The sequence below is a fragment of the Chlamydia pneumoniae TW-183 genome (genome assembly GCF_000007205.1).
In the GTDB taxonomy this organism is placed as follows: domain Bacteria; phylum Chlamydiota; class Chlamydiia; order Chlamydiales; family Chlamydiaceae; genus Chlamydia; species Chlamydia pneumoniae.
The window spans coordinates 835,714-856,934 of sequence record NC_005043.1 but is presented as its reverse complement, the minus strand read 5'-3'; the positions used below and the strand labels follow the sequence as shown (position 1 = coordinate 856,934).

The window sequence follows — 21,221 nt, the reverse complement described above, 5'->3', positions numbered from 1 at the left end:
AAGAGGAGCATTTACATGAATTTACCTGATAGAAAAAAGGCTCTAGAAGCTGCTGTTGCTTATATTGAAAAGCAATTCGGCGCTGGGTCCATCATGAGTTTAGGAAGACACTCTGCCACACATGAAATCTCCACCATCAAAACAGGAGCTTTATCTTTAGACTTAGCTCTTGGAATTCATGGGGTCCCCAAAGGACGGGTGATCGAAATCTTTGGTCCTGAATCCTCAGGGAAAACGACACTAGCTACCCATATTGTCGCGAATGCTCAAAAAATGGGCGGTGTTGCTGCCTATATAGATGCTGAACATGCTTTAGATCCTAGTTATGCATCTCTTATTGGCGTCAATATCGATGATCTTATGATTTCTCAACCCGACTGTGGTGAAGATGCATTAAGCATAGCAGAATTGCTCGCGCGTTCAGGAGCTGTCGATGTTATCGTTATTGACTCTGTAGCCGCTTTAGTTCCTAAAAGCGAACTCGAAGGAGACATCGGTGATGTACACGTAGGCCTACAAGCTCGTATGATGTCTCAAGCATTACGCAAGCTCACCGCTACCCTATCACGTAGCCAAACCTGTGCAGTGTTCATTAACCAAATCCGAGAGAAAATCGGTGTTAGCTTCGGAAACCCAGAAACTACTACGGGAGGACGTGCCTTAAAATTCTACTCTTCAATACGATTAGATATTCGCCGTATAGGTTCAATAAAAGGCAGTGATAACTCTGACATCGGAAATCGAATTAAAGTGAAGGTAGCTAAAAATAAACTTGCTCCTCCATTCAGAATCGCAGAATTTGACATCCTATTCAATGAAGGGATTTCTTCTGCAGGTTGTATCCTAGATCTTGCTGTCGAATATAATATTATTGAGAAAAAAGGTTCTTGGTTCAACTATCAAGAGAAGAAGTTAGGACAGGGAAGAGAATTTGTTCGTGAAGAACTTAAACGTAATAGAAAGCTTTTTAAGGAAATTGAGAAGCGCATCTACGATGTAATTGCAGCGAATAAAACTCCCTCTGTTCATGCTAATGAAACACCTCAGGAAGTTCCTGCTCAAACAGTAGAAGCTTAAATTGTAATTTCTAAATAGAAAACATAGAGATTCTACAAATTACCTTGAGACAAAGAATCCCCCCTTCTAATACTTTAGGAGGGGGGATTCTGTTTACAGATGCATGATCCTATTTTTTAAGCTAATAAGATCCAAAAATTCTAGACCTGCCAAGATACTACTTACAAGAACAAGGCTCCGTTGAATTAATAAAAGAGCTCAAAAAGTTCCATAGAGTATCTAAAACTTCTTGTGATCCTTGCAAAACAGCATCAGGATTCTCTCTGCCTACCAAAGTTTGTAGCATTTCTTTCTCTTCGCTGGCATGTTTAATATCAGCTTCTTGATGTACAGTAAAGTATGCATAGCCTCGAGCAGAAACTCCAAAATATTCTTTCAAACCACGGATTTTCTCTACACAGACTTGAGGAATCTGAATCTCATAAGTATAGAGAGCGCCTAAACCCACGGCAAGTTGTGGCATGTCGCATAAGCGGCGAAATGTCGCTACCATATCTTGAGCAGCCTGACTGAATTCATGATTGGCAAGCTCCTCTTCAGAAACTCCAAGAGATAAAGCAAACTGTCTCCATAAATCTATGTGATTAGGATTTCCAGCTTCTTCATCCATGAGATTCTCAAGAATTTGTCTACGAATCTGCAAGTCATCACAGCGAGCATGCAGCGCTGAAAGGTAACAAGGAAATGCTTTAATATGTAAATAGTAATCTTTGGCATAAGCTTGAAGTTGTTGTTTTTCTAACTTTCCTTCAGACCAACGCTGATAAAATTCGTGCTTTAACATATGTTGATCTTCAATTTGCTTATCAAGTAATTCTATCCAGGATGTCATAATACCTCAGGAGGTTGGTGCGGGAGTTTCCCATGCCATAGATTGTAGCAGAGGACCATATAAATCTTCATCCTCAGCGATTGCTAAAGTGCTCATATCTTGTAATGTAGTTGGAGAAGAATGGAAGGTAATCTTGGGAGCTTCCTCTATAATAGCAATGGGAGTCTGCTCGTCTCCCTCTCCCATACAAAGAACCGCAGCTGCCGATAAACCATCTAATAAATTGCTATAAGTCATCTTCAAAGCACGACCAAAACAATCTGGTTTTCCTACATAATTATATAAAGGGAAAAAACCATTCCAACATAAGCCTAAACCCATAGTTCCCCGACGCAACGGAGTCGTATGACTATCCGATATAATGATTCCGCAATGCTCGAGATGATAGAAATTCCTTAACCAATCCCCTAGAGTATTCACGGAAAGCAAAAAATCCCTAGGATACAACACAAAATAACCTTCAACATTGGACTCGTCAATCCCCGCTGAAGGAATGAGTATCCCCCACTTCTTAGTTAGATATATGCCGTATTTCTCTACAAAAACATAGGCATCTGCTTCTTGCTTTATTAATTCATCTTTAGAAACCTTCTCAAGTTCTACAACAGCACCTTCACATAAAGAGACTATCTTAGACGTAATCACAACAATAGAGCGTTCGTTTAACTTAGGCAATGAAGACTCTAGAATAGAATATAGGTCATCATAAGGATATATTTTTGGTGTTTTGACTGTGGTGATTTTCATAGTAACACGTTGTGATCTTTTGGGTATCTCTAAGCACAGTTTTGGTCCATGTCTCTAGCAAGGACAAAGGGAAAAATGTATCACCAGCATATTCTTTTTTGATATGAGAAATAAAAAAATCTCGAACAATTTGATTTTCTAAGAAAAGAGAATAAAGCTCACCACCACCGATTAAAAATGTCGGCGAAGAAAGATCTAAGAGCAGGAATTCTTCTAAAGAAGTTACCCAGATCTCCCCGTGCACTCCCTGTCGTTTTTCATGAGAAAACACGACGACTGCTCTATCAACAAAATACTTCCTAGGAAGTGTTTCCCAAGTCTTTCTTCCCATAACAATAGGAAATTTTTGTATGGTTTCAGAAAAAAATTGGAGATCTTCAGGGTAATGCCAAGGAAGCTTTCCTTCTAAACCTATCACCCCTCTAGGATCACAAGCCACGATCCCGCGGACCCCTCTATTTTTACACATCTCGACACCTAGAGGATTTTCAAAATTAGATGGGTGCACAGGCTTCACAAGCAGCTACTGATAAAGCTTTTTGATGAGCAGCAACATTATGCACTCGCAAGTAGTCCACACCTTGTTGTTGTAAGAGTATAGATAGACCTACGGTTTCCCAATCACGATCCTTGGGATCATGATTACCAAATAAAGATAAGAACGATTTTCGAGAATGTCCAATAAGGATAGGGCATCCCAAACGCTTAAATTTCGCAATCTCATACAAAGTAGCCAAAGATTGCGCAGCCCCCTTCCCAAAACCTATACCGGGATCAAAAATCACCTGATTTGCGTTCAGACCAACATCAGAAAACATCTTAAGTTGCTTCTCACCCCAGCTCAACAGTTGCTCTCCAATAGGGACAGAAAACGACAAGATATTTTTAGGATCCACAGGAAGCGAAGACGAGTGATTCATAACCAAGGATAGCTCACAATCCCTAGCGACCTCAGCCATAGACTGTGATCCCCCAGAGACATCATTAATCCACTGGATCGGATAAATATCCATAGCCCTAAGAATAATTTCAGGATAAAACGTATCTAAAGAGATGATTGGATATTGTTTTCTATTGGACCAAGTCTCTTTTAACAACCTTAAAACAGGCTCCAGACGCTCCCATTCTTGATCTACAGATAAAAACTGCTTTACTTTAGGGTTTGTTGCTTGAGCTCCAAAATCTATAACTGCAGCGCCCTCTGTAAATAACTTCTCAGCTTGAGCCACTGCTTTTTCTGGATCTAAAAACATGCCCCCATCAGACATAGAGTCGTTAGTCACATTTACCACCCCCATCAACATCGTATCTGGAGATAAACTCCTACGAATCATCCCTGGAGGTGAGGGAAGGTGATGCGCCAACTCTCCAAATGTAAAGTTGTGATAAGGAGAACCTTGAGTGCAAAATCGACGATAAGGACAAAGAGATGCTATTAAAGCAATCAAAAAAGGACGTGATAACAAATTGGACAAAGGAATCGTTATCTCGGTGTGATCACAACAAAAAGACTCGTCACCATAAAGCAAAATATCTACATCTATGGTTCGAGGAGACCATGGGGGCGACTCCTCTGCTCTACCTACCACCTTCTCTATCTGTTTGATAGTAACCAGTAGTTCTCGCAAAGATAGGGTGGTTTCCCCTACAAGTACCGAATTAAAATAAGGAAGGTCCCACTCTGGAGGAGATCCCGGTAATAACAAGGCTTCTGTTTCTAGAATTACCGAACTACGTAGACCTAAAACAGCTTGTTCGCCTAATAAAGTACGAGCAATCTGTAGATTTTTAAAACGATTTCCTAAATTTGATCCTAAACTTAAGCAGACAAAACGGGGCTCGGACATAGCTCTTTACTAATTGTAAATTTTATAGGATTTAATAGGTTGGGAACAGGTGGCCGTTCTTTTTCTACCTCTAGATCTATCTTGGAGGCTTTATCTCCAAAAGATATCACTAAGCTATCAAATAGCTCGTTAGCCAGGTGCTCTATTAAAGCATAAGGCTTTGTATTCGCAATCTCTTCAATAAGAGAGGTGACCTCTAGATAACAACAAGCATCTGAAAGCTTGTCGGATAAACAAGCAGACGGGACTTCGTTATAAGAAAAAGTCACTGAAATAAGAACAGGCTGCTTAAAATGACGCTCTTCAACAGAACACCCTAAAAACAACCACATACGAAACTTGGATATAATTAACTGATAACGTTCTATAGCAATCACCAGAGCAATATTTTTTATACAAGGCTATAAAAAACGAACCTTTTACTCAAAGACTATTTGGATTTCAAACTCTTAACTTTGCTAGTTCCGGTTTTTTCTTCCTCTAATAAGTCTAAGAATGCTCTCAATTGTTTCGATCGAATAGGATGACGCATCTTCCTTAAAGCTTTGGCTTCAATCTGACGAATACGCTCACGAGTAACATTAAAGGCAGAACCCACTTCTTCTAAAGTCTTAGGTTTGCCATCAAGAAGGCCAAAACGATGGATCAAAACAAATCGCTCACGATCCGTAAGCGTCTTTAAGACCTCTTTCATCTTGTCTTTAAGCATAGAATACCCCGTAGCCTCTGCGGGAGACTCTACGGCAGTATCCTCCAAGAAATCCCCAAAGGAACTTTCACTACCCTCTCCAACCTCGGCTTGTAGAGAGATGGGGTGCTGAGCAATCTTATAAATTTCCCGAACACGGTCAGGAGTTAATCCTAACTCTTCTGCTAACTCTTCAGGAGTGGGCTCTTTTCCTGTTTCCATCATTAATTTCTTCGCTCCACGAAGAACTTTATTGATGGTTTCAATCATATGGACTGGAATACGGATCGTTCTTGCCTGATCCGCAATAGCACGAGTCACAGCTTGACGAATCCACCAGGTGGCATACGTCGAGAACTTATAACCACGGCGATACTCAAACTTCTCGACAGCCTTCATCAAGCCCATATTCCCTTCTTGAATTAAATCTAAGAAGGAAAGCCCACGGTTGGTATACTTTTTGGCTATAGAAATCACTAGACGTAAATTGGACTCCACCATTTCTTTTTTGGCTTCTTGGCTCTTATCCATCCACCGCTGTAACATACGTACATCTTTCTTGAACTCTTCTAAAGTCCTTCCAGCAGCAACTTCTCTTTTATACAACTTACGCTTAGCTGCTGCCAACTTTGCAGCAGCAAACTTATTTCTTTCTGCACGAACTTTCAAATCATTAATTTGCTGTTCTAAGTGTAAGAAAGAATCATAAGCCTTGAAAACAACTTCGCCAAAATCTTCAGTGACATTATGACGACAATGGAAACAACGCAAGTAGGCTTGCGTCCGAATACGACACTTCTCTAAACTGTCATTTAATTTAGCTGCTTCTTGCTTGGATAAATCAGGCTGTTTTAAAGACAATAATAAGTTTTCTAAATACGTATCTTCTTCCTTAAGCAAGGTAATTAGCTTGGGAAGTAACTTAAGAAAGTGAGTCTTATCCTCTACTTCTTTCTCGGAAATAATCTTATCAAAACGTTCCTTGCCGCTAATCAAATAGTGGGCTATAGAAATCGCTTCTTTAGCAGAATAACGGAAGCGTAAAATGATTCTTTCAATCTGTACTTGAGCTTTTTCTATTCTCTTAGAAATTTCTACCTCTTCTTCCCTAGTAAGGAGAGGTACTGTACCCATTTCTTTCAAATACATCCGAACAGGATCGTCAGGAGTCCCTTCAGTCCTCCTAGCTAAACCCTCAAGCTCTTTAGCTTCTTTTTTCTTCTCTTTCTGCCTTTCAACATCAATTTGATTCAAAACTTGAATGTCCATTCCAGTTAAGAAAATCAACACTTGGTCAATTTGCTCCGGAGTGTCGAAGGACATAGGAAGAATTTCATTGATTTCTTCGTATGTGATGAAACCCTGTTCCTTAGCAAGAGCAACAAGCTCTTCTAACTTCTTTTGAGATTCTTCTTCTGATGAAACTTCTGTAGCTTGGCTATTCTGTGTATTCATGAACAACTTTCTTACTTGGAATAAAACAAGGGGATTTCTAGCCTTAGAGGACAGTTTAGTCAAAGGAAGATAGGAAATCTAGGGATTTTTATCTTATACGCTGACGAAAATCAATATCTTACCAACAATTTGATACAACTTTCCTCATAGAAGAAGAAATAGTATCAACTCTGAAGCACTTCTTTATGGAGAGGATAAAGAACCCCCAAAACATGATAGCAAAGAGGGCCTTTATTCAAAGCCATTAAACAATAACGGAAAGGAAGATGACCTCGTGATTTCGTTTTAATCACTAATCTACCAGAGCATTCTTCTCTAGAGGAATGAAGATCCTCCATCCACTGTTTGCCCCCAGAAATCACTATGTCACTACCAAATTTTAAAAAATCTTCTGCACAATACCCCGTCCACGTTTTAAATAACGCATTAGCAAAAACCGCACGTTGGGATTGACGAGCATAGACAAAAAGCATCCCGAGATTTTCTTCTCTTAAGCTATCAAATAACTGGCGACACTCTAAAGAGTAGTTATGCACACTCGTATCTGTATGAAGGTAACGTGATGCTGTTAAAGAAGAGGCTGCCTCTATGTTTTCAGCCTTAAAAGCAATTTTTTTTAACTCACTAGACAATTGTAAAGAAATATTTCCCGTAACAGCATTCGATTCTTGAGAAGGAATATTCTCTGCTATGTCTGACTCTAACTGAAGCAAGTTACGGATCTCATACATTAAATCCTGAACCTTGTTTTCCAGCTTTCCAATGTAGATCTGCCGCTTATCCAGCATATTGCGTTGCTCAGAGAAGGTCGCTTGATACTCGTCATTTAAAGCTTGCTGGTAGGCTAAAGTCTCAGCCAACTCTCGATTTAAAGTTTGTACTTCCTCTGTTTTTTCTCCGCATTCCTGAATTAAAGAATCTACTTGCATTTTCAAACATCGATTCTCTTCTGTTCTATGAAGTAACAAAGTTTCTAATTTTTGCCCCTCTCCCTTAGTTTTCACAAGTAAACCCTGAAGATGAAATAGGCTATTTTTAAGCTTCTGACTTTGAATTTGCAGTTGAGCACTCTCTTGCTGATGTTCTTTAAGAGATTCTCGAATTTGTCTTAACCCTTCATTATTTTCTGTTAATTTTCTAATTTTTGTTTGAAGAAGCTGAACAGCTGCTGTTTTTAATTGATTTTCCCTACGTCTCAATGCAAAAAACCAGCCTAAAGAAGAAATTGTAGTAAAAACAAAGTATCCATAAATTTTTTGACTAATCGACAGAAAAGGGTAACACACTAGGGGAAGAAGTAGCGTTACCACCGGAAGAAAGTAAATCCAATATTTGAAACAAGTATGCAACCATTTCCTTACCAATAACATAAAAAATAAATCCTTATATCAACAAAAATAAGAATAAATTGCTCTTCATAGCCATAAGTTCTATTTGATTAGAAAAGTATTTTTTTAAGACCATTCTTATTGTTATGTTGGCATAAAACTTTTTTTATTTCTCATAAATTCTCTTTTTTCTTAATATGTGTATCGAAAATAAGAAAAAGCTTTCCTTTCTCTCTCAATTGATCTGCAATTAATAGCAGTTTATTTTAAATCTTAAAGTTCTTGTCTTGTCTGGAGATATTATGGCACCTAAAAAACCGAATAAAAAAAACGTTATACAAAGAAGACCTTCTGCTGAAAAACGCATTCTAACTGCTCAAAAAAGAGAGTTAATCAATCACAGCTTCAAATCTAAAGTGAAAACAATAGTCAAAAAGTTTGAAGCATCTTTAAAACTCGACGACACTCAAGCCACTCTTAGCAACTTACAATCCGTCTACAGTGTTGTAGATAAGGCTGTAAAGCGAGGTATCTTCAAAGATAATAAGGCAGCACGCATTAAATCTAAAGCAACCTTAAAAGTTAACGCGAGAGCATCGTGACCTTAAAACAATCTAATAATTAGGTAGATTATGGCAACAGCACATCTTGGTAGACAAGCACTTCTGCATTTAAGATCTTGGACTCCGGCAATCAGAGCTTCAGGCAATTTATTCAGACAGCAATCAATGTCTCTACACAATAACGTTTTGTTTGCCGGCGACATCGTCGGAGCAATTAAAAATTCCACAGCAATCTCTAGACATGCTTTAGGAAGCTCCCATTATGCACATGCTGCTTTGCAGAAAACTGAAGGGTTTCTGGGTGCCGCTGACGGAGTGAACACTGCAGTGGCAGGAGCTATGTTGTGGGGCCAACTACTTAATGGTTCTATGATCTTCGAAACTGATGAGGAAACAGGAGAACTCAGACGTTGCAACGAAGCAGATGCTGAGGGTTGTATGACTCAAAAACTACAACGACGATCAGCCCTAACTATCACAGGAAAAGTTGCTCGTTTAGCATCAAAGACTCTTGGAACAGCTACATTCTTACATGAAATGGACGTGGTTTCCTTAGGAGCCAATGCAAACAAAATTGGATGTAAGGTGACTTCCTGCCTAAACTTAGTGGCTACAGGATGCTCTTTAACTGAGAGTTCAATTTCACTTTACAGAATTTTAAGCACCAGGCCTGAAACAATCTCCGACCCCGAAAACAGAAACAAGCCTTCTGCCGAATTCGCAGCACGTTCCAAAGCTATAAGAAACGCCTTCATTGCATGGCTTGGAGATGTAGTTGATTTAGTTTGTGATGCTCTTGGCACTCTTTCTCTATTCCTTCCTGCTATTCTTGGAGTCCATGCTGTTCTAATTATGGCTATTCTTGGATTGATTAGCTGTGTCATAAACTTTGTTAAAGATTATGCTAAAATAGGATAGTTTTTAACGACATTCGCAGCAAAAAAACCCTCTTAGAGTATTCTTTGAGGGTTTTTTTATTTTGATAAGAATCTAGTAATTAGACTTCTTAATTATCTTATGTAACGTCTCGGGATCTCCCCAAACTGAAACTCTATATTTAGCTCGGGTAATTGCAGTATAGAGAATAGACACCCCAAACACTTCGCTTCCCTTGGGAATAATTACAATAACCTCATCGTATTCACTCCCCTGGCTCTTGTGTACAGACATAACGTAATTGTAGACGTATTGTGATAGAGCCCTAGAATCTATGGGTTCATGTTGAGGGAAATGCAATTTCTGAGTTTTTAAACACAGTAATCCTGTGTCTCCATTAAATAGTCCCCAAGTTTCATAACGACTCGTCACCATAATAGGAATACGTAAATCAGGATCGCTTCTCGCCAATCTTTGATGTATCATTGTGTTTAAGTTCAGAACCCCCCAAGGGCCATGGCGCATAGGAGTCAATACACACAAACGTGCTTCTGATTGACGTAACGACTTTACAAAACGATTTTTCAAGACTTCTATAGCTGAGGATATCGATGGGAGAGGAGAAAAAGAAATCATTTCGCCACGCAATACAGATTGAGTCAGCTGATCCACAACTCCAGTCTTTGCCCTATGCGATGTCTTCAGGAAAAACGTATTTTCATGGAAATATCCTATGAGATCTTGAAGGGGATTTCCAACCCCAATGCCAATAGGAGGCAATTGATTGGTATCTCCGAGAATAATTAAACTCGAGGTATAAAGTTTTTTGTCTTTCTCATATCCCTGTAGGGTTTGTACCAAACTATACAACAAGTCAAAAGTTACCATAGAGCCTTCATCTACTAAAAGGACATCTATAGAGTTATAGCGACGGTACGCATACTCCTGAAGAAAGTGGTGCACCGTCTGCATCAACACCATGTCGTCAAATATATTATATTTCATAAGAATCTGACGAATATGAGACGTGGCCTTTCCTGTAGGAGATACTATAGCAATACGTAACTTAGGTTGCTGCTTCACTAAAGAGAGGATGAGTTGTGCAGCTAAAAAAGTTTTTCCTGTTCCTGGGCCTCCAGAAACTATAGAAAAACATCCTTGAGTTATTTTATTAAAAATAAAGTTTTGCTCTTCTGAAAGGATCGAAGAATCTATAGAAGGAGGAAAATAATTCGGGGTTGCTGAACAAAGCAACGAAAGCTTGTCTAAGAGTTTCGATCGTATCGTATACAGAGACCGTAAATACAAACGTCCTGAAACAACGACAAATAATTTATCTCGAACTTCCTTAGGAAGGTTATGAAATCCCCGATACAAATCTGTTTCTGAGATCCCTCCTAGAGAAGGTCTAATGCGATTTTCCTCAAGGGAAAGAAAAGGATGACCATAACGCCAAAGCGCTGAGGAGACCGCGAGAAAAACAAAAGACTCTTCAAAGTCCGAAGAGATGTGCTTAGAAGCAAAAGCGATGTCTAAAGGGGATATCACCTGCTGATGTACTAAGTCTTCTAAAAAAGGAGCAAATTCTGTGTGCAATGCCCATCCCTACTTTGATTCCGTTATAGAGTCTAACATAACATGAATGCATGAAGATTCGAAAATCTTTTCCTAAACACTCGGAGAATAGTTCCTAAGCAAAACTATAAAAAATTTACTACACAAAAACTCTTTACTTTAAGAGTGAAAAGATGGGGGGAGAATGCTAAGAGGCAGCTCGGTCCTTAGATTGATGTTTTTGGCAAAATGCTAATGCCTTCTGCGTCTTATAGTCGTTGATACTATCATTGGGTGAGAGCATACAGAGAAATTCTAAAGCTTCGTCGTAACGCTTATTTTCCATCAGGCATAACCCTGCTAAGCGATAGGATTGAGGGGAGGGGGCCACCTTAGTCAACCACATGCTATACAAATAGCATTTGTCATAGTCTTCATGAGCAAAAAGATATTCAGCATCTGCTAAGAAATTGGCCTTCTCAGCCTCACTAATCACTATAGAGGGAATATTCGCTTCCGATATAAATTTTTCTAACTTTAAAAGACGAGCAATGGCATGGGAAGACAGTGCTTGCTTATACGCCTGTTTTATAAAAAGAAACACAACACTTTCGCATTCTATATCGTAGCTTGTAAACCTCAAGACCAGCTGAAGAAGGTTCAATGCCTTTTCATCATTTCCTCCTTTTTTCCAAAGATCTTTTGCACCATAAACTAAGTGATGAACGAGCTGTTGGCGATCAATATCATAAGACTGTATGGCTTCCCAAAGATCTAGGTAATTGCGGAGTTTTGTATGCTGCTCGTCGTCCCCAGAAACTATATTTTGTAATGTATCCGAAGAAAGAGCTAATTTTTCACTAATGGAAATAGAAGGATCCAAAATATGAAGTAGGGCAACACATTGTTTAGCCTCTTCAGTTTTTATCTGCTGTACTTTATTTGAAAGCAGCTCTTCAAAAGTGGTAATAATTTGCTGATGTAATTCTTCCAATCCAGAGAAAGAAACTAAAGCCTCACAAAACCGAATAGCCCCTTCCATATGTGTAGAAAAGCGGTCTACCAATATCTGAACTACTAAAGAACTATTTGGGTGAACATAATGCTTCTGCCACATCTCTAGGAGCTGAATTAAAGGATATAATTTATCTTTAGGAAGGATAAACACGTGTTCCATAATCAAGGAAACAAGCTCTTCCTCGGGGAGAAGTTCTGCATAAGGACACTGCTCTAAAATATAGATCTTTTTGAGATAGAAAAGCACCATCTCATAATAATCAAAATAAATATCTGCAGACTTAGATTCTACCAACTCTAGAAAATAACTCCGGCTAAGAAGAATCGCAATACGATCGTATGTCTTCGCATTCCACTCACATTCGTGTTTTAATAACCTATTGATATTGCGATTAAGAATTACTCTGCCTTCGGGGAACATTTTCTGTTCTATCAGAGAATGCGCAGAAATATAATCTAACAGAAAATCTGTTAGCAGCTGTTCAATACTTATATTCAATAAAGGAGCAAGCGCTCGAGTTTTCTCTTCTTGCCAGTAGGCTAGTTGCTCTATGACCTCACGGTATAGCTTTTGCTTATAGCATACTAGAGCCTTAAATAAGTGGTAGTAAGGGGAGTTGGGACAGCGCTGATTCAGAAGACAAAGAATGGTCTCCATGACGTCTGTTTTTTCTAAAAAAAAACTGTTGATCAGTCGGGATCCTAAAATTTCCTCCTTAAAAAGAAAAGGACCGTCCTGAGCCTCGTCGTAAACTTTAGAGAAAATCTTTTCTGCTTGAGAAAACTTTTGTTGCTTCTGTAGTAAAAACCCTTGGAAACAAAGAATATGCAAATGCTGATGTTGCGATGGCAGATGATGTAATACGGAATCCGTGAACTCTTTTTCTTCCTCAATCCACACGGATCGTGATTTTTCCTTAGGCCCTATAGAAAAATCATGGGAACAGAATAAGTAATATAACACCCCGCCAGAAGAAAAACACGTGAGTAGGAAAATACCAAACAATATGCAACGAAACATTTACGTCCTGAACGGCCTTCAAAGAAGTTAAAAAACTATGTCGCTTCTAAATTATTAATTTTAAATTATATATATAGTGTTGTGTTTATGCAAAACTATTTTTCAAAAAAGAAAAAAGTAAAAAAGTGTAAGTGACCTTTGAAAAATAACTGATTTTATATTACGTATTCATTCATATAATCTATTTTGTTTTCATATGATCGGTGATAAAATCATATTGTTTGTTACTGAGGATCTCAGTTTATCTTCGCAATTAAAAGACTTGGCATCACAAAGATCTGATTACCAAATACTCGTATCTCCGGTGTTTCCGACATCTTTTGAATCTGTTGCTATATTTTGTGAATACCTATTGCTACCTGAGCAAATTTTCTCTCCTGGGATCTTTCCAGAAGAAGATTTAATTGTTCTATTCGATACATTTCAAGAAGAGGCGATCACAAAGGTGTTAAATCAAGGAGCAACAGGGTATCTTCTCCGTCCTATTACAGCGAAAGTATTAGATGCCGTGATCAGAGCTTTCCTACGCCAACACGAAGTTCTAGAGCATAGCATTCCAGATACAATGACTTTTGGAGATCATACATTCCGAGTCTTGAATCTCGTGATAGAATCTCCAGAAGGAAGCGTATACCTTACCCCTTCTGAAGCAGGTATTCTTAAAAAACTCCTTATCAACCGTGGACACCTATGTCTCCGAAAGAATCTTTTAGCAGAGATTAAAGGAAATACTAAAGAAATCATTGCTCGCAACGTGGATGTCCATATTGCTTCTTTAAGAAAAAAATTAGGTCCCTACGGATCTAAAATTGTAACGATTCGTGGTGTAGGCTATCTATTTTCAGATGATGACAGTATTCCTCTCCAGAATCATGACAATACAGCGCATCCAAACGAAGAGTAAAGTAAGTTCTTTATATCTTGTAAGTAAATCTTCAGAGTATGAAAATACTGAGGCAAATAGCTTGAGTATGCTATATGACTTATCTAGCCTCGTCTATATTTTCTCCTGAGGACTTTCTCTATCCTGAGATAATCTCCAAAGCTCACTATACCTGGGATATTCTTGATTTAATGGATCAGATGCTGGAAAACCACGTGTTTTCTGGGATTCATGGTACTGTAGAGTCTGGTGTAACTTTAAAAAATATAGAAAAGATTGAGATTGCTGAAGATGCCTACGTAGAGTCTGGGGCTTACATTGTAGGACCATGCATTCTTGGCTCACAAACAGAAGTTCGTCATGGGGCCTATCTGCGAGGCAATGTCATCACAGGCAGTCGCTGTGTTGTGGGTCACTGTACTGAAATCAAGAATAGCTATTTAGGTCATCATACGAAAGCCGCTCACTTTGCTTACCTCGGAGATTCTGTGTTAAGTTCAGAAGTCAATCTAGGTGCTGGAGTACGTTGTGCTAATTTCCGTCTAGATGGAAGGAACATCTATGTTCGTTCTACCTCAGATAAATCAAAAAAAATCGATACAGGGCGTCGTAAACTTGGTGCCTTTTTAGGAAAAGGGGTTGCTATAGGATGCAATGTTGTCATCAATCCAGGCCAACATATTCTCCCTCATACTAGAATTCGTCCTGGTCAAGTCATTTAAAAATAGGGGACTCTTGTGTTACATGCTTTAGATACGTATCGACCTTCTATAGAAAGTGCTATAGAAAAGGCTTTGGAAGGATTTGGTCCTATAGGTCACCCGATTCGCTCTCCTGTAGAATACGCTTTACAGGGCGGTGGAAAGCGTTTAAGACCTGGTTTAGTCTGCATGATGGCTCAAGGTTTGGGCTTAAATCATGACGTTATGGACTCAGCTTTAGCTGTAGAGTTTGTCCACACTTCCACCCTAATTGCGGACGATCTTCCTTGCATGGACAACGACGATGAGCGTAGGGGACGCCCGACGGTACATAAAGCTTTCGATGAAGCAACCGCCTTACTCGCATCTTACGCCCTAATTCCTGCTGCTTACTCCCACCTTCGCTTAAACGCAAAGAAGTTAAAAGAACAGGGCTGTGATCCTAGAGAAATAGATATCGCTTACAACATTATCGGAGATATTACAGACAAAAATATTGGATGTTCTGGGGTATTAGGAGGGCAGTATGATGATATGTTCTTTTCTAACCGAGGTCAAGAACACGTACAATCTATTATGATCAAAAAAACGGGTTCTCTATTTGAGATTGCATGTATTTCTGGTTGGTTATTTGGTGGCGGAGACCCACAATTTGCACCTATAATTACAAGTTTCTCAAATAATTTTGGCTTACTTTTTCAAATAAAAGATGATTTTTCAGATTTACAAAAAGACTCCCAACAAATTGGGCTAAATTATGCTTTACTATTTGGAGAAAAGGCCGCTCTAGAGCTATTAGCAAGATCTCAAAACAATTGCTTAGAGCTCTTGGATCGTCTCAGTGCTGGTGGATTAAAGAATAGTTCTGAATTCGAAACGATTATCTCGAGTTTAGGATCTTTTTAAATCTTCAAGGATATTCTAAGGTGCTATTTTAAACTTACAGCCACCTTGGCTTCTATCTTTACTAACAAAATTTCTTATAAAAAAGGGATGAAGATAAAATCTTCATCCCCGAGAGAGATCTGGATGAGAGGATTTGAACCTCCGCCCCCTTGCACCCCATGCAAGTGCGCTACCAGGCTGCGCTACACCCAGGAAACTAGATTTCTACAAACAGGTAATACCCTCAAATTGGAATTCGCATTTTTGGAATTCAGCAACGCCAATCTGAGCACATTTTTCTATAATAACCTCCATAGAATCCTCGGAAGATAAATCCGCAGAGTCTATATCTACAGCTATAGAAGCTGTAAATGAGGCTCCTCCTTTGACACCCTTTACCTTGAAGTTCACAAAAATCCCTTCCTTGGTTTTAGAAATGTTTTTAAACCTAACCAAGTTATTATATATAAGATCTTTCATTTTATGATCTCTTCATGAAAAAAGAATAAAAATACCAGTAGAGAATGTTCCTGTAAATGCAAAGATTATGTTTTTACAATATCTAAAATTACAGATCTAGAGACTTAGGTCGTTGGTTCTTTTCGCATTTCCTGATTTAACCGTCCTAAATCTATGTCAGAATAATCTACAAATTTGAAAAATAATTCGTACATAGGATTGAACTTGACAACCTCTCGCACTAAACCTGTAGCTATAGTGCGGTAATTTTGATGACCTTGAGGCTGTGAGCGTAACTCACAAATCCATTGCAAAGCCCGAGCATTTACATGGAAAAACCAACGTATATTGTAAGCCATGGGAACCATATACTGAGCTTCCTCAGGGAACTCCTGAACAATCTCATTATAGGTTTCATTCGCCCTCTCCATAGCTTCTCGATAAGATTTTTCCATAGGAGTATCTAGAAGCTCCACAGGAAAATTGTATCCATGATGTGTAGAGAGTAACTGTCGTTCTTGAGTCAGCGTCCGATGTCGTTGCAAATCGCGGTATGCACCGAAATCAGCAAGTATATCAAAGCCAAATTCTACGCATTCTAAACCACGAGGAGACTTATGCCGGCGGTTTTCTCTTGCAGAAACACTGCTCTCTAAAATCTGTACAAGATCTTCATGAGGCATTTTTTTACAATAGTCTATGAGATCTGTAAGAGAACGATTTGAATAAGGAAAAAGAAATCCAGCAGCTACTTTATAAATGCCATCAGGGTCTCCGTATACCAACTGAACACTCGGTGAAGAAGACATCTCCTCACTAAATGTTGCTTGTTCAGCAAGTCCCTTGAGCTGCTCTTTTAAAGCTCTTCGATATTGCATCATAGCTTGATGATGGTGATGATGAGGCTCGGCTCTACTTACAAATGAAGGAATAACTTTCATAAGCTCTGTTAGGGATTCATCTCCTAAACGTCGCAACTCTGCAAGGTTATGACCTTGTAACTTGTGAATCAGATTTTGCCAAAACCTACCGTTACCGAAAAATCCTAGATTTGTCAAAGTTGCCGCAGGAAGAAGTCCCCGTATACAATCTAAAACTTTAGCTCGTAATGATGTGGCATAGGCAGATGCGGGTGTTTTAGAATCTTTAGGATACAGTTTTTCAAAATAGGCACGAACTTGAGGGATTAAAGCAGAATAGGTATCGAATAAAAAATCACAAGTACCCAAAAACATGTCTTTAAAGGCCGAAGTCATCAAAATAGGGTCTCGGTAATATAAATACTCCCCCCGTACCTTTTGATCGAAATAGACGTATCTTGTGGACTTTTCTAGCGGGGATCCGCCAATTCGAGCATCCTCTAAAACTTTAGCAGCCAAAATAGAGACATTTTCCATAGCCAGGTGGGCTCCGCCAAGCTCTCCTACAGAATCATCCCCAAAATTATCAAGAACCCTTTGGTAAAAGTCCGCAGCTTTCTGTACATCGGTTTCGAAGTCATAGGCTTCGTCACAAACATCTCCATCCTCTTCATTAGATAGAAATTCTTTTAACAAAAGTGCTCGCAAACCTAAAACTGAACGGGAGTATTTAGAAAATAAAGCTCCCTTAACGACTTCTGGAAGATTTTTTAAAGCAAATACATCGGACGTCAGATTGGTAACAAAATGTGACAAACACTGCTTTTGTTTACACGTAAACTCTTCTTCTTTGCCCAACATGAAAACCTCAAAACTGAACGGACATCTTCCCGAAAACTACTAATATACTCGGATAATATAAACTTGCTTAAGTGGATTCCTGCTTCGACGATTGGCGCGCCTCATCCCTACAGGGGAGTACGACGTATAACGTCGCTTATGACCCCAAGCATACTTTAGCTTATGGTTTTTGTAACCAAGTATCGGTGAAAAAATTTCACCTCAAACCTCCGAAATCACAAGAGAAATTTTTGTAATTCTACAACCTATTGCATACAAAAAACAGAGAGAAAACAGAAATTTTTTATCCAAATCAAAGCCAAAAGATCACAGTTTCTACACAACTAACAAAAATTCCCTCATCCTATTTTTCTTTGAAAAATTGATGTAGAAAAAGGGTTGATCTTGTGTTTATAAACATGCAAAATCCTCACTTATCAACAAAATGAACAATGTTTTAACAAAGTTTTGAACAACAAAACCACATAAACTTCCCTCGAAAAACAAAGTTTTAAACAGTTTCCACACCCCCTAAAGAAGAAGAGAATATTATGTATAAATATAACAATATATATTTAGGACCTGTGGAAACTGTTGAAAGGATCTGAGAAATGAGTTCTTTAACACTAAGTAGACGTCCTAGAAGAAACCGAAAGACAGCAGCTATAAGAGATTTGTTGGCCGAAACTCACTTAAGCCCAAAAGATCTCATAGCACCATTCTTTGTGAAGTATGGAAATAACATAAAGGAAGAGATCCCGAGTCTTCCTGGAGTGTTCCGATGGAGTTTGGATTTGCTATTAAAGGAAATAGAGCGTTTGTGTACCTACGGGTTACGAGCTGTAATGCTGTTTCCCATTATTCCTGATGATCTTAAAGATGCTTACGGTTCTTACTCCTCAAATCCTAAAAACATCTTATGTCATAGCATTCATGAAATAAAAAACGCATTTCCTCACCTATGTCTGATTAGTGATATAGCTTTAGATCCTTATACGACACACGGTCATGATGGGATTTTCCTTAATGGAGAGGTCCTTAATGATGAAAGTGTTAGAATTTTTGGAAATATTGCAACTTTACATGCTGAAATGGGAGCGGATATCGTAGCTCCGAGTGATATGATGGATGGAAGGATTGGCTACATTCGCTCTAAGTTAGACCAGTCTGGCTACTCAAAGACCTCTATAATGTCTTATAGTGTAAAGTACGCTTCTTGTTTGTATTCTCCTTTTCGTGATGCGCTGAGTTCTCACGTAACTTCAGGAGATAAAAAACAGTATCAGATGAACCCTAAAAACGTATTAGAGGCATTGCTTGAATCTTCTTTAGACGAGGAGGAGGGAGCAGATATCTTAATGGTGAAGCCTGCAGGACTCTATCTTGATGTGATCTATCGGATTCGACAAAATACCTGTTTGCCTCTAGCTGCGTATCAGGTCAGTGGGGAATACGCTATGATCTTATCAGCCTTTCAACAAGGTTGGTTAGATAAAGAAACACTATTTCATGAGTCTTTGATAGCAATCAAGAGAGCTGGCGCAGATATGATTATTAGTTACTCCGCTCCTTTTATTTTGGAATTACTGCATCAGGGATTTGAATTTTAAGTTCTTTGAAGAACAAAAAATCAATCTTGATGGGGAGTTAGGATCCCTGATTCCTTGGCGTACTCTATTAAGGATTCCTTGACTATGGTAAGCATTTCTGTTTTAGATGGATCTATAAGAGTGGGTAAGGCGAAATCTTCACCACAAACCTCTAAAAACCCTAGTTCATTAGCTAAATCAAAATTTTTAGTAATTACAGCTTTAATCAGAGGAACTACAGGAATTCTCATCGGCATAACTTTATCATAGATGTCAGTATCAATAATCGGCCGAGTTTCTCCGTGGAGGTTAGTATCTGGATTCGTATAGGTACGCTTTTTCTTGAAAAATCCTGAGAGATAGGTTTTTGTAAATGTCGGTTTGTTAAACCCAATTCTTAAAAAGCTAAACAACTCCCGTTTTGTTGGGTTGTGTAAGACTGAAATTGAATGGTCTCGAAATCCTAAAAAGGGTTCCTCTTCCTTTTTGCATAGCCTTCCTGTTAAGGGATCTCCGCTAATTAATGTATCGTTATCCGAGATGTCATTAAGATTGATTAAACTAGAGAAGCTAGCTCCTTTTGTAGTAATCACATAGCGTCTTAGAGAACTTTTTAGTGCAGTACCAGCAAGTGCTGTGACTTGCTCGTGCAGAATTCTTCCCTTTAAGAAAAGATGGCCAATAGTAAGGACATCTTGAAATGACAGTGTGAATACCACTTCTTTCTCATTGGTAATAGGGGCTACGCTGTGAATATGTATCGATGGAGATCCAGAGGGGAATGGTCCCGAAACGGTATGAAGGTGAGCAATTGTCTTTAGTTCTTGCGTAGGTAGAGTTAAACGATCTCTGAAAACTATATGAGGACGGAGTCCAAAAAGTTTAGCTATAGCTCGAACTCCTACCACAAATACATAAAATCCTTCTTCTCTAGAGGAAAAGAGAGCCAGATGTTTTTCTGGGCTTGGAGTAAAAGGACGATTGTCAGCTAAATTGATGAAAACATCTCTCGGAGTTTGTGTTGGAATTGCGGGAATATCAAAAGGACGTTGTTTGATTAATGCAAAGAGCCCATTTTCCTTAAAGATTTCGGAAAGATCTGAACGTGAGAGAGTTTGGAGATCATACGTATATTCTGTAGATGTAGGACCAGGAGTTTTCTTAATGATGACATCTAAAAGAGAACGTTTATTTCCACGTCGTATAGCGGTAACTACTCCTGAAACGTGAGAGGTAATGTAGGTGTTAGGAAAGTGCTTGTATTCTGCTATAGGAGCTCCTGAACAGACCGCATCTCCTTGCTCTACCTTAAGTTTAAGAGATAAAGGTTGGAATGGCCTTAAGTCTATAGATACGAATTCTGGATCGATTTTGTTATAGAAACCAGATTCTTTGGGAGACCCTTGTAAGGATAAATCTAAACCCCGATTGACTGTAATTTTCATAAAAATTTAAAAGGGAAGTCCCTTGGACTCTGTCCTTGGGTGTTTCATTCAATCGGGATTATAAGTGATTTTATAGAGGAATCCAGTTTTTTTTCTTATTTTTTTTGGTAGATGACAATTTTTGTTTTGGGCGTTTTGATTCTTTTGTGGGATGTAAATCTAGGGTAATTTCGTTGATTAAATTTTCTGTCTCTTTTCGATACTCATCGCAAGAAGAACGGACTTTTTCTAAGGCCAGCCACTCTTCTGGAGAGAAGTTATCTGGATTATTTGCAAAGACTTCCATCTGTTCTTTGGACATTCCTGTCTGTGTTAGAATCTCTTGAGCTCTTTTGTCTAGCTCTTGGATTTTTTCTTGAGTTTTTGTGATTAGATATTCGTAATCTGCATCAGAATCTGAAGATAACGAGGATCCAAAGGAGGGATCGAAGTCTATATTATAAATAGTTAGGATTTGTTTTATAGAATCTATTATTTTTTGCGCAGATTTACTATTCATAACAATCACCATCATTTTAGTTTATTATAAAATAAGTTTGATTATTTTGTATTGT

The 21,221-nt window shown here is 38.7% G+C and carries 20 protein-coding genes and 1 tRNA gene; 7 read left to right on the top strand and 14 right to left on the bottom strand.

Annotation, left to right across the window (positions count from 1 at the left end; genetic code table 11):
* The first annotated feature begins 15 nt into the window (after positions 1-15).
* Positions 16-1,077, top strand: coding sequence for a recombinase RecA (recA, locus tag CPB_RS03935; RefSeq protein ID WP_011126219.1), 1,062 nt, complete (start codon positions 16-18; stop codon positions 1,075-1,077).
* Positions 1,078-1,234: 157 nt separating this feature from the next.
* On the opposite strand, the gene CPB_RS03930 is transcribed toward recA, so the two are convergent.
* From CPB_RS03930 to CPB_RS03900, 7 genes are all read right to left on the bottom strand, one after another.
* Positions 1,235-1,909 carry a CADD family putative folate metabolism protein gene (locus CPB_RS03930; RefSeq protein ID WP_010883398.1) on the bottom strand — a complete coding sequence of 225 codons (675 nt, stop codon included), beginning with the start codon at positions 1,907-1,909 and terminating at the stop codon, positions 1,235-1,237.
* 6 nt (positions 1,910-1,915) lie between these two features.
* A complete protein-coding gene (locus CPB_RS03925; protein WP_010883397.1) occupies positions 1,916-2,656 on the bottom strand; it encodes a putative folate metabolism gamma-glutamate ligase in 741 nt (246 codons plus the stop codon).
* A complete protein-coding gene (locus CPB_RS03920) occupies positions 2,613-3,125 on the bottom strand; it encodes a dihydrofolate reductase (RefSeq protein WP_010883396.1) in 513 nt (170 codons plus the stop codon). Before CPB_RS03920 ends, CPB_RS03925 begins: the two co-directional genes overlap by 44 nt.
* 25 nt (positions 3,126-3,150) lie before the next feature.
* Positions 3,151-4,503 (bottom strand): dihydropteroate synthase, encoded by a 1,353-nt coding sequence (gene folP, locus CPB_RS03915; protein WP_010883395.1) that lies wholly within the window; start codon positions 4,501-4,503, stop codon positions 3,151-3,153.
* Entirely contained in the window at positions 4,476-4,880 is a 405-nt protein-coding gene (gene folB / locus CPB_RS03910; protein WP_010883394.1) for a dihydroneopterin aldolase, read from the bottom strand. The genes folP and folB overlap by 28 nt, the downstream gene beginning before the upstream one ends.
* Positions 4,881-4,933: 53 nt before the next feature.
* On the bottom strand, positions 4,934-6,646 hold the full coding sequence (locus CPB_RS03905) for an RNA polymerase sigma factor (protein ID WP_404987420.1): 1,713 nt from the start codon (positions 6,644-6,646) through the stop codon (positions 4,934-4,936).
* Between the two features lie 164 nt (positions 6,647-6,810).
* Positions 6,811-8,016, bottom strand: a complete 1,206-nt coding sequence (locus CPB_RS03900) for a hypothetical protein (RefSeq protein WP_010883392.1) — start codon at positions 8,014-8,016, stop codon at positions 6,811-6,813.
* Positions 8,017-8,276: 260 nt separating this feature from the next.
* Between CPB_RS03900 and rpsT the strand changes: the two genes are divergently transcribed.
* Both rpsT and CPB_RS03890 read left to right on the top strand, forming a co-directional pair.
* A complete protein-coding gene (gene rpsT, locus CPB_RS03895) occupies positions 8,277-8,576 on the top strand; it encodes a 30S ribosomal protein S20 (RefSeq protein WP_010883391.1) in 300 nt (99 codons plus the stop codon).
* A 30-nt stretch (positions 8,577-8,606) separates the two neighbouring features.
* On the top strand, positions 8,607-9,455 hold the full coding sequence (locus CPB_RS03890; RefSeq protein ID WP_010883390.1) for a hypothetical protein: 849 nt from the start codon (positions 8,607-8,609) through the stop codon (positions 9,453-9,455).
* A gap of 72 nt (positions 9,456-9,527) precedes the next feature.
* On the opposite strand, the gene recD is transcribed toward CPB_RS03890, so the two are convergent.
* The gene (recD, locus tag CPB_RS03885) at positions 9,528-11,009 is read right to left on the bottom strand and encodes an exodeoxyribonuclease V subunit alpha (protein WP_010892272.1); all 1,482 of its coding nucleotides are present in this window, start codon (positions 11,007-11,009) and stop codon (positions 9,528-9,530) included.
* Between the two features lie 166 nt (positions 11,010-11,175).
* Entirely contained in the window at positions 11,176-13,005 is a 1,830-nt protein-coding gene (locus CPB_RS03880; protein WP_010883388.1) for a DUF1347 family protein, read from the bottom strand.
* Between the two features lie 196 nt (positions 13,006-13,201).
* Between CPB_RS03880 and CPB_RS03875 the strand changes: the two genes are divergently transcribed.
* The 3 genes from CPB_RS03875 to CPB_RS03865 all read left to right on the top strand — a co-directional run bounded on the left by CPB_RS03875 (position 13,202) and on the right by CPB_RS03865 (position 15,495).
* The gene (locus CPB_RS03875; RefSeq protein WP_010883387.1) at positions 13,202-13,909 is read left to right on the top strand and encodes a winged helix-turn-helix transcriptional regulator; all 708 of its coding nucleotides are present in this window, start codon (positions 13,202-13,204) and stop codon (positions 13,907-13,909) included.
* A gap of 74 nt (positions 13,910-13,983) precedes the next feature.
* A complete protein-coding gene (locus CPB_RS03870; RefSeq protein WP_010883386.1) occupies positions 13,984-14,610 on the top strand; it encodes a UDP-GlcNAc pyrophosphorylase in 627 nt (208 codons plus the stop codon).
* Between the two features lie 15 nt (positions 14,611-14,625).
* Positions 14,626-15,495 carry a polyprenyl synthetase family protein gene (locus CPB_RS03865; protein WP_010883385.1) on the top strand — a complete coding sequence of 290 codons (870 nt, stop codon included), beginning with the start codon at positions 14,626-14,628 and terminating at the stop codon, positions 15,493-15,495.
* 118 nt (positions 15,496-15,613) lie between these two features.
* Here the strand turns inward: CPB_RS03865 and CPB_RS03860 are convergent.
* From CPB_RS03860 to CPB_RS03850, 3 genes are all read right to left on the bottom strand, one after another.
* Positions 15,614-15,687: transfer RNA gene (locus CPB_RS03860), tRNA-Pro, on the bottom strand.
* A gap of 12 nt (positions 15,688-15,699) precedes the next feature.
* A complete protein-coding gene (locus CPB_RS03855) occupies positions 15,700-15,954 on the bottom strand; it encodes a hypothetical protein (protein ID WP_011126217.1) in 255 nt (84 codons plus the stop codon).
* A 104-nt stretch (positions 15,955-16,058) separates the two neighbouring features.
* Entirely contained in the window at positions 16,059-17,654 is a 1,596-nt protein-coding gene (locus tag CPB_RS03850; RefSeq protein WP_010883384.1) for an FAD-dependent thymidylate synthase, read from the bottom strand.
* Positions 17,655-18,244: 590 nt separating this feature from the next.
* Between CPB_RS03850 and hemB the strand changes: the two genes are divergently transcribed.
* Positions 18,245-19,243 (top strand): porphobilinogen synthase, encoded by a 999-nt coding sequence (gene hemB / locus CPB_RS03840; RefSeq protein WP_010883382.1) that lies wholly within the window; start codon positions 18,245-18,247, stop codon positions 19,241-19,243.
* Positions 19,244-19,263: 20 nt separating this feature from the next.
* On the opposite strand, the gene CPB_RS03835 is transcribed toward hemB, so the two are convergent.
* Complete coding sequence (locus CPB_RS03835; RefSeq protein WP_010883381.1) at positions 19,264-20,667, bottom strand: Na(+)-translocating NADH-quinone reductase subunit A; 1,404 nt, start codon at positions 20,665-20,667, stop codon at positions 19,264-19,266.
* A gap of 70 nt (positions 20,668-20,737) precedes the next feature.
* Positions 20,738-21,166, bottom strand: a complete 429-nt coding sequence (locus CPB_RS03830; protein ID WP_010883380.1) for a hypothetical protein — start codon at positions 21,164-21,166, stop codon at positions 20,738-20,740.
* Positions 21,167-21,221 lie beyond the last annotated feature (55 nt).